Source organism: Curtobacterium sp. MCPF17_046 (assembly GCF_003224295.1).
In the GTDB taxonomy this organism is placed as follows: domain Bacteria; phylum Actinomycetota; class Actinomycetes; order Actinomycetales; family Microbacteriaceae; genus Curtobacterium.
In genome coordinates, this window is the sequence record NZ_QKLB01000003.1 from 71,907 (window position 1) to 84,351 (window position 12,445).

10 protein-coding genes are annotated in these 12,445 nt (G+C 73.7%); 5 read left to right on the plus strand and 5 right to left on the minus strand.

What is annotated here, in order from left to right; translation table 11 throughout:
- The first annotated feature begins 35 nt into the window (after positions 1-35).
- Positions 36-1,433: an L-serine ammonia-lyase gene (locus DEJ32_RS03580; RefSeq protein WP_110900346.1), complete on the plus strand. Its 1,398-nt coding sequence runs from the start codon at positions 36-38 to the stop codon at positions 1,431-1,433.
- 130 nt (positions 1,434-1,563) lie between these two features.
- Positions 1,564-3,909 carry a S8 family serine peptidase gene (locus DEJ32_RS03585; RefSeq protein WP_110900347.1) on the plus strand — a complete coding sequence of 782 codons (2,346 nt, stop codon included), beginning with the start codon at positions 1,564-1,566 and terminating at the stop codon, positions 3,907-3,909.
- A 66-nt stretch (positions 3,910-3,975) separates the two neighbouring features.
- On the opposite strand, the gene DEJ32_RS03590 is transcribed toward DEJ32_RS03585, so the two are convergent.
- From DEJ32_RS03590 to DEJ32_RS03610, 5 genes are read right to left on the minus strand one after another with little or no spacing between them, the layout of a single operon-like run.
- Positions 3,976-4,812 carry a class II fructose-bisphosphate aldolase gene (locus DEJ32_RS03590; protein WP_110900348.1) on the minus strand — a complete coding sequence of 279 codons (837 nt, stop codon included), beginning with the start codon at positions 4,810-4,812 and terminating at the stop codon, positions 3,976-3,978.
- On the minus strand, positions 4,809-5,789 hold the full coding sequence (locus DEJ32_RS03595) for a 1-phosphofructokinase family hexose kinase (protein ID WP_110900349.1): 981 nt from the start codon (positions 5,787-5,789) through the stop codon (positions 4,809-4,811). Before DEJ32_RS03595 ends, DEJ32_RS03590 begins: the two co-directional genes overlap by 4 nt.
- Positions 5,786-6,910 (minus strand): N-acetylglucosamine-6-phosphate deacetylase, encoded by a 1,125-nt coding sequence (locus DEJ32_RS03600; RefSeq protein ID WP_110900350.1) that lies wholly within the window; start codon positions 6,908-6,910, stop codon positions 5,786-5,788. The genes DEJ32_RS03595 and DEJ32_RS03600 overlap by 4 nt, the downstream gene beginning before the upstream one ends.
- Positions 6,907-7,884, minus strand: coding sequence for an ROK family protein (locus DEJ32_RS03605; protein ID WP_110824339.1), 978 nt, complete (start codon positions 7,882-7,884; stop codon positions 6,907-6,909). The genes DEJ32_RS03600 and DEJ32_RS03605 overlap by 4 nt, the downstream gene beginning before the upstream one ends.
- Positions 7,884-8,762 (minus strand): SIS domain-containing protein, encoded by an 879-nt coding sequence (locus DEJ32_RS03610; RefSeq protein ID WP_110824338.1) that lies wholly within the window; start codon positions 8,760-8,762, stop codon positions 7,884-7,886. Before DEJ32_RS03610 ends, DEJ32_RS03605 begins: the two co-directional genes overlap by 1 nt.
- A 131-nt stretch (positions 8,763-8,893) precedes the next feature.
- On the opposite strand from DEJ32_RS03610, the gene DEJ32_RS03615 reads away from it, so the two are divergent.
- The 3 genes from DEJ32_RS03615 (at position 8,894) to DEJ32_RS03625 (ending at position 12,392) form a co-directional block, all read left to right on the plus strand.
- Positions 8,894-9,682: a DeoR/GlpR family DNA-binding transcription regulator gene (locus DEJ32_RS03615; protein WP_110824337.1), complete on the plus strand. Its 789-nt coding sequence runs from the start codon at positions 8,894-8,896 to the stop codon at positions 9,680-9,682.
- 155 nt (positions 9,683-9,837) lie between these two features.
- Positions 9,838-11,079 carry a Gfo/Idh/MocA family protein gene (locus DEJ32_RS03620; RefSeq protein ID WP_110889341.1) on the plus strand — a complete coding sequence of 414 codons (1,242 nt, stop codon included), beginning with the start codon at positions 9,838-9,840 and terminating at the stop codon, positions 11,077-11,079.
- A complete protein-coding gene (locus DEJ32_RS03625; RefSeq protein WP_110900351.1) occupies positions 11,076-12,392 on the plus strand; it encodes a sugar ABC transporter substrate-binding protein in 1,317 nt (438 codons plus the stop codon). The genes DEJ32_RS03620 and DEJ32_RS03625 overlap by 4 nt, the downstream gene beginning before the upstream one ends.
- Positions 12,393-12,445: the final 53 nt, after the last annotated feature.

Sequence of the window (12,445 nt, forward strand, 5' to 3'; positions counted from 1 at the left end):
CTGCCGTCCCGTCCGGACGGCGTAGGCTCGTCGTCGTGCCGGTCTCCGTCTTCGAGCTGTTCAGCATCGGTGTCGGCCCGTCGAGCTCCCACACCGTGGGACCGATGCGCGCCGCCGCCGACTTCGCCGCGCGGACGGCGGACGGACCCGTCGAGTCCATCCGCGTCGACCTCTACGGCTCGCTCGCCTCGACCGGTCACGGACACGGCACGCTCGGCGCCGTCGCGGTCGGGCTCATGGGGCACCGCCCGGAGGACGTCGACCCCGACGTGATGACGGCCGCGCTCGCCGCCCTCGAGTCCACCGGACGCCTGACCGTGGCGAGCGGGACCGTCGTGCCGTTCCGACTCGCCGACGTCGTGCTGCACCCGCTGACGATGCTGCCGCGGCACCCGAACGCGATGCGCCTCCGGACGTTCGACGCGACCGGGACCGAGACCGCCGTCGAGACGTACTACTCGATCGGCGGTGGGTTCATCGCCCGCGACGGGGACGAGGAGCCGGGCGAGGGCGTCGCCGGCACCGCGATCCCGGTCGAGACGGACGCGGTGCCGTACCCGTTCTCCAGCGGAGCCGAGCTGCTGTCCGCCTGCGCGACCACGGGCCTCCCGGTCAGCGGTGTGGCGCTCGCCAACGAGACCGCGCACCGCAGCGAGGACGAGGTCCGTGCCGGGCTCCTGCGCATCCACGCCGTGATGGAGGACTGCGTCGAGCGCAGCGTCCGACGCACCGGCACGCTGCCCGGCGGGCTCGAGGTCCGCCGACGTGCGGCCGACTGGTACGAGCAGCTCACGCGTGACGACCCGGACCACGACCCGCTCTTCGCGATGGAGTGGGTGAACCTCACGGCGATGGCGGTCAACGAGGAGAACGCCTCGGGCGGCCGCGTCGTCACCGCGCCGACGAACGGTGCCGCCGGGATCATCCCCGCGGTGCTCGCCTACGCCCTGACCTACGTCGGACCGGTCGCACGCGGGTTCCGGGCGGAACGCGACGACGCCGTCGTGCGGTTCCTGCTCACCGCCGGTGCGATCGGCTCGATCTACAAGGAGCGCGCCTCCATCTCCGGCGCCGAGGTCGGCTGCCAGGGCGAGGTCGGTTCCGCGGCGTCGATGGCGGCGGCCGGGCTCGCCGAGGTCCTGGGCGGGACCCCCGAGCAGGTGGAGAACGCGGCCGAGATCGCCATGGAGCACAACCTCGGGCTGACGTGCGACCCGATCGGCGGCCTCGTGCAGATCCCCTGCATCGAGCGCAACGCCATCGCCGCGAACAAGGCCGTGAACGCCGCCCGGATGGCGCTGCGCGGCGACGGGGTGCATCACGTCTCGCTCGACCAGGTCGTCGAGACGATGCGGCAGACCGGTGCCGACATGTCGACGAAGTACAAGGAGACCGCGATGGGTGGTCTCGCGGTGAACGTCCCGCTCTGCTGAACCGCGGCCGCAGCCCCCGGAACTGGGGCTGCGGCGGTCGTGCCGCCCCGCGTTAGCGTGCAGCGTCCGTCACCGCTCGGACCGACGGTCAGGGACGGCCGTCGTCGCCGACCTCCGGGAGCGATCGCTCATGTCACCCCGCACGCCGACCCTCCTCGCCACCGCCGTCGTGGTGGCGCTCGCCGTCACCGGTACGGGGCTCCCCGCGCAGGCGCTGCCCGCCGCCACCGCTCCTGCGGCCGCCACCGCGACCACCGCTCCTGCTGCCGGCACCGCTGTGCCCGCTCCCGCGACCGGTGGCGTGCCCGCCCCGGCCGACGCCACCGTCGGCGCGACACCCGGCGACACCGCGGTCGACCTGACGCTCGTGCTCCGGCCGGTCGACCCGGCCGCCCTCACCGCGCTCCCCGGGGCGACCGCCGGGGACACCGTCGACCAGCGCGCGGACGCCGTGGCGGCGGTCGCACCGGTCGAGGACGCCCGGTCGCGCGCTCGGACCGTGCTGACCGACGCCGGTTTCACGGTGACCGACCCGGACACGTGGGAGGTCGAGGCGCACGGCACCGCAGCCCAGGCGGAGGCCCTGTTCGGCGTCGACCTAGTCGGCACCGGCGACGGCATGCACCCGACCGCCGAACCGACCCTGCCACAGTCCTTCGGCGGGAGCGTCGTCGCCGTGCTCGGGCTCGACGTGCGCCCGGCGCTGGCGCACGCGGCCGTCCCCGCCGGGTACGGCCCTGCCACCTTGGCGAGCGCGTACCGGTCCTCGGGGTCGGCCACCGCGGGCGCCGGCGCGACGGTCGCGACCGTGCAGTTCTCCGGCTGGGACCGCAACGACCTGAGCGCCTACGCCGCGGCGACCGGACGGAAGCTCCCCGCACTCGACCAGATCGCGGTCGACGGCGCGGACCCGCACCGGGGTGACGGGTACCAGGGCGAGACCGAGGTCGCGCTCGACCAGCAGGCGCTGCTCGCCGTCGCGCCGGGTGCCCGTCAGCGGGTGTACGTCACGCCGAACTCGTTCCAGGGCAGCTACGACGCCTACAGCCGCATCGCCGACGACGTCCGCACCGCCGGCATCACCGCGGTCAGCATCTCGTGGGGCAGCTGTGAGACGCAGACCCCGGCCGGGGCACGGGCGGCGCTCGACGCGGCGCTGTCGCGGATCGTCGCAGCCGGCGCCACGGTCTTCGCCGCTACCGGTGACGACGGCGCCCGCTGCCCGACCGGCCCGAGGACGACCATCCGCGACGTCTCGTACCCGGCGTCCTCGCCGGCGGTCGTGGCCGTGGGCGGCACGTCGCTCAGCAGGACGAAGGCCGGGTGGACCGAGTCCGGGTGGTCGAACTCCCTCGGCGCGGGCGGCGGTGGCACGTCGTCGGCCTACGCCCGGCCCGCGTGGCAGACCGGCACCGGCATCACCGGCACGAAGCGCATGCTGCCCGACGTCGCCGCGCTCGCCGACCCGGCGAAGGGTCCGGCGGTGTACATGTCGACGGCGCACGGCTTCGTGCTCGGCGGCGGCACGAGCCTGGCGTCCCCGGTGCTGGCCGGACAGCTCGCCGTCGCGCTGACCGCACGTGGGTGTGCCGTCGGCGTGGGCGACGTGCACCAGGCGCTGTACGCGAACCCGACCGCGTTCCGGGACGTCGTCACCGGCAGCAACGGCACCGCGCCCGCTACCCGGGGCTGGGACGCGGCGACCGGGCTCGGCTCGCCGAAGTGGTCCGCCCTCGGACGGCTCCTCCCGACCGCGGCGGACTGCACGCGGCCGACCACCACCGCGGCCGCGGCGGGAGCGGGCGCGACGGCCGTGACCTCGGGGACCCGGACCGTGCCGTCCGGGACGTCGATCCACTCGCCGAACGGCCAGTACTGGCTCGACGTGCAGGCGGACGGCTCGCTGGTCGAGTGGGGCAACGGCCGCCGGCTCTGGCAGAGCAGCGGGCGTGCCGCGGGTGCCGGTCTGCGGCTCGGCACCACCGGGCGGCTCGCCGTCGTGGCGCCGTCCGGTGCGGTCCTCTGGTCCACGTCCGCACGGACCGCCTCCGGCGGCGCACGTCTGACGGTGACCGACGCCGGCGACGTCCGCGTGACCGCACGGGACGGTGCCGTGCTGTGGCACAACCGGGCCCCCGGTGCCGACCGGCTCGTCCCCGGGGCCACGCTCGTCCCGGGGCAGTCGCTGCGGGACGCCTCCGGCGGCCGGCGGCTCACCATGCGCTTCGACGGGGACCTGGTGATCGGCTCCGGCAACCGGGTGCTGTCCCGGCGGTCCGGCGGTGGCGCGGGGGCGTCCCTCCTGCTGCTGCCGAGCGGCGACCTGGTGCTCGCGAGTCCGTTCGGCCAGACGCGGTGGTCCACCGGCACGGCGGAGCGCGGGGGAGCCGGCATGGTCCTGCGGATGCAGTCGGACGGCAACCTGGTGCTCCGGAAGGGCACGACGGTGGTCTGGGCGAGCCGCACCCGGGGCTGAGCGGACCGGACCGCTCGACGTGCTCCGCGTGACCGACGGCGGGTCCGCCGGTGGTGCTCCTCCGGCTCAGCCGGCCAGGAGCGTGAGCAGCCGGGCGGTCTCGGCGGCGACGGCGTCCCGACCCGCGGCCACGTAGCGGCGCGGGTCGACGAGGTCCGGCCGGTCGTCGAGGACGTCCCGCAGCGCCCGGGTGAACAGGCCGTTCAGGTGCGTGGAGATGTTGATCTTCGTCATGCCCGCGTGGACGGCACCGCGGAGCTCGTCATCCGACAGGCCCGACGAACCGTGCAGGACGAGCGGCACCGGGACGGAGGCCCGCAGCCGGCCGACCAGGTCCCGGTCGACGGACGCTTCACGGGTCTGCATCGCGTGGGAGGTGCCGACGGCCACCGCCAGGGCGTCGACACCGGTCGCCGCGACGAACGCGGCGGCGTCGTCCGGGTCGGTCCGGACCCCGGGTGCGTGGACACCGTCCTTGCCACCGACCTCGCCGAGTTCGGCCTCGATCGCGATCCCGGCGGTGTGGCACGCGTCGGCGAGCTCCCGGGTCGCGGCGAGGTTGGCGTCGTAGTCGAGGTGCGAGCCGTCGTACATGACCGAGTCGACGCCGAGGTCGATGCCGGCGTGGACGAGTGCGCGGTCCTCGACGTGGTCGAGGTGCACCAGGACCGCCACGTCGGCGGATCGTGCGATCGCCTGGGTCGCGGTGACGATCGGCGTCACCCCACCGTGGTAGCGGATGCAGTTCTCGCTGATCTGCAGGACGACCGGCAGTCCGGCCTGCTCGGCACCGGCCACGATGGCCTCGGCGTGCTCGAGGAGGACGACGTTGAAGGCGCCGACGCCCCGGCGGGCGGTGCGGGCGGTGTCGAGGAGGCCGGTGAGGGCGAGGGCGGTGGTCATGTGGTGCTCCCGGTTCGGTCGAGCTGGGTCAGGAATCGGTCGACGGCGTCGAGGTCGACCTCGCCCGCGACGGGACGCAGGACCGCGGCGGCGCCGTACGCCGCGGCGGAACGCAGGGCGTGGCGGACGATGTCGTGCCCGAGGGGGTCGTGCCCGAGGAGGTCCGAGCGCGGGGCGCCCGACGTGGTGCGGCTGCCGGAGGCGGTGAGGGCGAGGACGAGCCCCGCCGTCGCGGCGTCGCCCGCGCCGGTCGGGTTGCCGTGGACGTCGGGGACGGCCGGGACGGTGACGACTCCGGTCCGCGTGTGCGCACTGATGCCCGCGGCACCCGCGGAGACGACGACCATCCCGGCTCCGCGTGCGAGCAGGTCGAGGGCGCCGGTCCGTTCGTCCCGGGCACCGGTGGCGTCGAGGAGCTCGTCGCGGTTCGGCTTGCAGATCGACGCACCGGCGGAGGCGGCCTCGAGCAGCGCCGGACCCGACAGGTCGGCCACGACGGGCACCCCGGCGTCGACCGCGTCGCGCACCCAGGCGCGCACCACGACGGGGTCGGTGCCGCGCGGGAGGGACCCGGACACGACGAACGCGGACGCCGTGGCCCAGCTGTGGCGGAGTGCGACGCCCACCGCGGCCCATTCGTCCGCGTTCACCGTGGGTCCGGGTTCGCCGTACATCGTCGGGTGCACGAGGTCGTCGACGACCGTGACCGTGGTGCGCGTGTCCCCGGCGACCGGCACCGCGGTGACCGCGAGTCCGTCGCGCTGCAGGGCCGCGGCGGTCCAGGCGCCGGTGGTCCCGCCGAGCGGCAGGACCGATGTCGTCGCCACGCCGGCGGCGTCGAGCACCCGCGCCACGTTGACGCCCTTCCCGCCCGGTCGGCGGGCGACGTCGAGCACGCGCTGGGTGACGCCCACGGACTGTTCGGCGACGCGGTAGGTCACGTCGACCGCCGGGTTCGGGGTGAGGACGACGATCACGCGGGGACCTCCAGGACGACGGGACGGCCGGCGGGGTCGATGACGACCAGGTCGGCCGCAGCACCGACGGTGAGTGGTGGACGCAGGCCGAGCACGGCGGACGCCCGGACGGACGAGGCGACCACGGCCTCCCGGACGTGGCCGGGACGGTCGCTGTCGGGACGAGCGGCGAGGACCCGGGCGACGGCGTCGCCGACGGTGATGGTGCTGCCGGCCAGCGAGGACCGGTCGGCGAGCATCGCGACACCGCCCTCGACGACCACGTCGGACCCGGCGATCCGGTACGCCCCGTCCGCGCAGCCGGTGGCGGCCATCGCGTCCGAGACGAAGACCATGCGGTCACCGGCGGCGCGGCGGACCAGGTCGACGGCGACCGGGTCCAAATGGTGGCCGTCGACGATGCACTCCACGGTCAGCCGCTCGTCCGCCAGGGCGACCCCGACCGGACCGGGCTCACGGTGGTGCAGCGGGGGCATGCCGTTGAAGAGGTGGGTGACCAGGGTCGCGCCGGCGTCGGCCGCTCGCTGCACCTGCTCCGTGTCGGCGTCGGTGTGCCCGATCGCGGCGACGACCCCGGCGTCGACCAGTCGGCGGATCGCGTCGATCGCGCCGGGGAGTTCGGGTGCGAGCGTGACGACCCGGAGGGCCGCGCCGCCGGCGTCGACCAGGAGGTCGACCTCGCCGGCGGTCGGCGCGTGCAGCAGGGACACCGCGTGCGCGCCGCGTCGAGCGGGCGACAGCCACGGCCCCTCCAGGTGCAGCCCGGCGAGGGTCCCGTCGGCGACGAGCGGTCGGAGGCGGCGGAGCGCGGCGACCGTGTCCGGGACGGTCCCGGTCGCGATCGAGGCGACGAGGTGCGCGGTCCCGAGTCCGGCGTGGTGCGCGGCGGCGGCGCGGGCCTCGTCGGCCGAGCACGAGGCGAAGTCGTGACCGAGGGCGCCGTGCGCATGGAGGTCGACGAACCCCGGGACGACGGTGCCGGGTGCCTCGAGCACGCGGTCGGACGTCGGCGCCGGGCCGCTCCCGACCGCGGTGACACGACCCCCCGTCACCGCGATCCAGCCGTCGACCAGGTCGGCCTCGGCGGTGACCACCCGTGGCGCGCGGACGAGCGTCGTCACGCCGACACCGCCGTGGGCCCGTCGTCGTGCTGCTGCGAGCGGTCGTCGTCCCGCCGGTGGCGGGTCGGCAGGTCTCGTTCCAGCAGCTCCTCGGCGAGGAGGCCCGCACCGATCGCGCCGGCTGCGTCGCCGTGCCGTGCACCGACGACGGCCGGGACCCTGACGCCCACCAACCGGTCCGTCAGCGCCGCGGTGAGCGGGTCGAGCAGGAGCGGGCCGGACTGCGCGAGTCCACCGCCGATGACCAGCGTGTGACAGCCCGCGACGGCCGTCAGCCAGGCCAGCGCGTCCGTGAGCACGTCGACGCAGTCGTCCCACACCTGCCGGGCACGGAGCTCGCCGTCGCGGACGCGGAGCATCGCCGCGTGCGCGGTCGGTACGCCGCACCGGCGGGCGACGGCACCGGCCGAGGCGACCTCCTCGACCCGGAGGCCGGCGAGCGGCCCGTGGGGGATGCGGACCTGGCCGATCTCGCCGGCCCAGCCGTCACCGCTGACGACCCGGCCGTCGACGACCAGGGCGCTCGCGAGCCCGGTGCCGACCGGGACGAACGCGACCGTGCCGCGGTCGAGTCCCCCGGCCCGCACCTCCGCGAGTGCCCCGGCGCGGACGTCGTGGCCGAACGCGAGCGGGACGTCGGTGCCCGACGCCCGGAGCGCCGCGGCCACCCGCTGGCGCACGGGCACGTCCTGCCAGCCGAGGTTCACCGACAGCACCGAGCGGCCGGCGGCCTCGTCGACCACTCCGGGGACGACGAGGCCGACGGCGCCGAGGCCCGTGCCGTGCTGTCGGGCGACCGAGCCGGCGCGCACGGCGAGCTCGGCCACGACGACGGCGAGGGCATCGGCAGCGGGGTCGTCGCGGGGAGTCGGGACGCGCTGCTCGTCGAGCACCAGTCCGTCGTCCGCGGTCAGTCGGGCCTTGATGCCCGTGCCGCCGACGTCGACTCCGAGCACCGCCCCGCGCGCGGTCATCAGGTGAGGATGACCGAACGGGTCAGCGATCGCGGGTGGTCCGGGTCGAGACCGCGGCGCTCCGCGAGGGCGACGGCGAACCGGTGGACGACGACGAGTCCGGCGAGCGGGTCGAGGTCGTGGTGCACGAGGCGGGCACCGGTGGCGGCGACCTCGTCGGCGAGACCGTCCGGCACGGCGCCGAGGGACCAGACCAGGCGACCGGGCTGCGCGATCGCGATCGGGCCGTGGCGGTAGTCCATCGCCGGGTACGACTCGGCCCAGAACTGTGCGGCCTCACGCGTCTTCAGGGCGGCCTCGGCCGTCAGACCCACCGCGGCGCCACGGCCGACGAACGTCACCTGCTCGGCGTCGAGCAGGTCGTCGATCGGCAGGGTGAGCGCGGTCTCGGCCTGGTCGGCGAGGCGCTCGACGTCGTCGCCGAGGGAGGCGCGGAGCAGCGCGAGCGCCGTGGTCGCGAAGCGGGTCTGCACCACGGAGCGCTCGTCGGCGAACGGCAGCGCGACGACGGCGTCCGCGTCCGCCGCAGCGGGGCTGTCCGGTACGGCCGTGATCAGCACGGTGCGCTGCTCCGGCAGGGCACGCAGCAGGTCGATGATCTCGGTGGTCGTACCCGAGCGCGAGATGGTGACGACGCGGTCGTACTGCCGGTCGACGGGGTACTCGGAGCCGGCGAACGCGTCGGTCTGGCCGAGGCCCGCTGATTCGCGGGCGACGGCGTAGCTCATCGCGATGAACCAGCTCGTGCCGCAGCCGATGACGGCGACGCGCTCACCCGGCTGGGGCAGGACGTCGATGAACGAGGGCAGCAGGGCCGCGGCGGAGCGCCAGGAGTCCGGCTGCGATGCCAGCTCGGCGCCCACGAAGGTGTCGGACATGGTGTCCTTCCGGTCGGACCGATCCGTGTGATCGGATACCGGCCAGCATGACGATCGATCGTGCTCGATGCAAGTGCAAAACGTCATTTCCGATCACGCGACGGGCGGAGACGCGCCCGTAGGATGACGCCATGACCCCGCAGCAGAGGCTCAACGCCCTCCTCGAGCTGGTGAGTGACCGTGGCAACGTCTCGATCACCGAGATCGGGGACGAGCTCGGGATCTCCGCCGCGACCGCCCGCCGCGACCTCGCCACGCTCGCCGACCAGCGCCTCGTCACCCGGACCCACGGGGGCGCCGCTGCCCTCGGCGCCGGGTACGAGCTCCCGCTGCAGTACAAGATCGCCCGCCAGGCCGAGGCGAAGACGGCGATCGCCCGGGCGACCGCGGCCCTCGTGGCCCCCGGCGACACGGTCGGGCTGAACGGCGGGACCACGACGACCGAGGTGGCGCGGGAACTGGGCAAGAGCGAGCGCTTCATCCGCGCCGACGGCGAGTACGGCATCACGATCGTCACCAACGCCCTGAACATCGGGTACGAGCTGTCGGTCCGCGCCAACGTCAAGATCGTCGTGACCGGCGGAGTCGCCCGTCGGCAGTCCTACGAGCTGATCGGGCCGCTGGTCCGGGACACGCTCGACGAGTTCGCGCTGGACGTGGTCGTGCTCGGCGTGGACGGGCTGACGGGGCAGTACGGCGCCACGACCATGCACGAGGGGGAGGCCGAGGTCAGCCGGCACTTCGCCTCGGTGGGTCGTCGGGTGATCGTGGTCGCCGACTCGACGAAGATCGAGCGGTCCACCTTCGCCCGCATCTGCCCGCTCGACCGCATCGACGTCCTGGTCACGGACCGTGGCGTCCCGGCGTCGTTCGCCACGGACCTGGCCGCCGCCGGCACGGAGCTCGTGGTCGCGGACTGACCCGCCGACCCGTCCCGCGCCTCCGGACGGAGGGCAGGAACGTTACCGGCGTGTAAAACCCCCGCATCTCGCTTCCGTGAGCGATCCATGAGCACATATTGTGCATTCATGATCGATTTGGCATCATGGCCGTCACAATCACGCAAGGGAGCGAGATGAGCACCACGAGCACCCGCACACTCCGAGTCGGCGTGGTCGGCATCGGCCAGCGGTCGTACATCGCGGACCACGTGGCCGCCGCCGGGCTCGACGCCGACGGGGTCGACGCCCGGATCGTGGCCGCCGCCGACGTCACCGAAGCCGGCCGACAGCGCGCTGCCGAGGCCTGGCCGGACGCCACCGTCGTCGACGGACACCGCGCACTGATCGGGACCGACGGTGCCCCGAACGCCGTCGACGCCGCGATCGTCACCACCCCGGACTGGACCCACGCCGAGATCGCGATCGACCTGCTCCGGGCCGGCATCGCCGTCTACCTCGAGAAGCCCCTCGCCATCACGGTCGAGGACGCCGACGCCGTCCTCGACACCGCCGCCGAGACCGGCACCCCGCTCTACGTCGGCCACAACTTCCGGCACGCGGCCGTGGTGCGCCTGATGCTCGACGTGATCGCACGCGGTGAGATCGGCGAGGTCAAGGCCGTCTGGGTCCGCCACTTCGTCGGCAACGGCGGCGACTACTACTTCAAGGACTGGCACGCCGACCGCAGCCGGGTGAACTCGCTCCTGCTGCAGAAGGCCAGCCACGACCTCGACGTCGTGCACGCGCTCGCCGGCGCCTACACCAGCCGGGTCGTCGGCATGGGGTCACTCTCCGTCTACGGGGACGTCACCGACCGCCGGGACCGCAGCGGCGAACTCATGACCGACTGGTTCTCGTTCGACAACTGGCCGCCCGCCGAGCAGACCGGCCTGAACCCCGTCGTCGACGTCGAGGACGTGTCGATGGTCATGATGACGCTCGACAACGGCGTCCAGGCCAGCTACGAGCAGTGCCACTTCACGCCCGACTACTGGCGGAACTACACGGTCATCGGCACCCACGGGCGCCTCGAGAACATCGGCGACACCGGCGGCGGCGTGGTCAAGGTGTGGAACCACCGCCGGAACTGGGACGTGGCCGGGGACGTCGAGTACCCGATCGACGGCGTCGAGGACGGCCACGCCGACGCCGACCTGCTCACCGTGACCGAGTTCCTCCGTTCCCTGGCGTTCGGCGAGCCGACCACCCTGTCCCCGATCGCGGCGCGCGCCGCCGTCGCCGCCGGGGCACTCGCCACCCGCTCGCTCCGCAACGGCTCCGTCCCCATCGACGTGCCGCCCCTCCCCGACGCAACCCTCCGACACTTCGCGACCGCTCCCGACCGCGACGACGTCCCCGAAAGGACCACCCGATGACCGCTCCAACCGCCCGTCCGGGCCGCGGCCGCCGCCGCGCACTGCTCGGTCTCGCTGCCGCCGTCAGCGCCGTCGCGCTCCTCGCCGGATGCAGCAGCCAGTCCTCCGCCGGGTCCTCGGACTCCGGCTCCGGTGAGGTCGCGAAGGACACGAAGGCGAACCTGACGTACGCCGTCTGGGACCAGAACCAGGTGAAGGCCATCAAGGCGAACATCAAGGGGTTCAACGAGGAGTACCCCGACATCACGGTGAACGTCGACGTCACGCCGTACGCCAGCTACTTCACGAAGCTGCAGACGCAGGGCTCGAGCAACACGCTCCCCGACCTCTTCTGGATGAACGGCCCGAACTTCCAGCTGTACGCAGCGAACGGCAAGCTGGCCCCGATCACCGGCGAGGTGAAGTCCGGCGCGATCGACCCGGAGAACTACTCGCCAGCGCTCAACAAGCTCTACACGTACGACGGCACCCAGTACGGCGTCCCGAAGGACTTCGACACCATCGGCGTCTGGATGAACAAGGCCCTGTTCGAGAAGGCCGGCGTGGCCATGCCGTCGAAGGACTGGACCTGGGACGACTTCCAGGAGACCGGTGCCGAGCTCTCCGAGAAGCTGAAGTCGGACGGTGCGTACGGCGCCGCCGCGGGCATGGACGGGCAGACCACCTACTACGACACGATCTTCCAGGCCGGTGGCTCGGTCATCGACGGCGACGAGTCGGGGTACGACTCGAAGGCCACGCAGGAGGGCATCGGTTTCTGGACCGACCTGATCGCGTCCGGGGCCTCGCCCTCGATCAAGCAGCTGACCGACACCACGGCCGACCAGTGGTTCACCTCCGGCAAGGTCGCGATGTACCAGGGCGGCAGCTGGTTCCGCTCCGCGCTCATCGGATCCGACCTCGAGAAGGACGTCGTCGCCTACCCGCTGCCGAAGGGCAAGGAGCAGGCGACCGTCATCCACGGCGTCTCGAACGTCGTCGCGGAGGGCTCGAAGGAGAAGGCCGCCGCGCAGGCACTCCAGGCCTACCTGGCCAGCAAGCCCGCCCAGCAGCAGCAGGGCGACATGGGCGCCGTCATCCCCGCCTACACCGGCACGCAGGACGCCTTCACGAAGACCATGCCCGATGCCGACCTGCAGGTCTTCCTCGACGCGGTCGACTACGCCAAGCCGCTGCCGGTGTCGAAGAACACCGCCGCGTGGAACACCCTCGAGACGAACCTGCTGCCGAGTGCGTTCGACGGTTCCGAGCCCGTCGACCAGGTGACGAAGGAACTCGCCCAGAAGATGGACGCGGCACTCGCCGAGGAGTGACGACGAGCCGGTCGGTCGGGCCCCACGCCCGACCGGCCGGCACCCGCACGTCC

Coding starts and splice junctions, on each gene's coding strand:
- DEJ32_RS03585 (WP_110900347.1), top strand. CDS start 1,564: ATGTCACCCCGCACGCCGACCCTCCTCGCCACCGCCGTCGTGGTGGCG.
- DEJ32_RS03590 (WP_110900348.1), bottom strand. CDS start 4,812: ATGACCACCGCCCTCGCCCTCACCGGCCTCCTCGACACCGCCCGCACC.
- DEJ32_RS03605 (WP_110824339.1), bottom strand. CDS start 7,884: ATGACCGCGCGCGGGGCGGTGCTCGGAGTCGACGTCGGCGGCACGGGC.
- DEJ32_RS03610 (WP_110824338.1), bottom strand. CDS start 8,762: ATGTCCGACACCTTCGTGGGCGCCGAGCTGGCATCGCAGCCGGACTCC.
- DEJ32_RS03615 (WP_110824337.1), top strand. CDS start 8,894: ATGACCCCGCAGCAGAGGCTCAACGCCCTCCTCGAGCTGGTGAGTGAC.
- DEJ32_RS03620 (WP_110889341.1), top strand. CDS start 9,838: ATGAGCACCACGAGCACCCGCACACTCCGAGTCGGCGTGGTCGGCATC.
- DEJ32_RS03625 (WP_110900351.1), top strand. CDS start 11,076: ATGACCGCTCCAACCGCCCGTCCGGGCCGCGGCCGCCGCCGCGCACTG.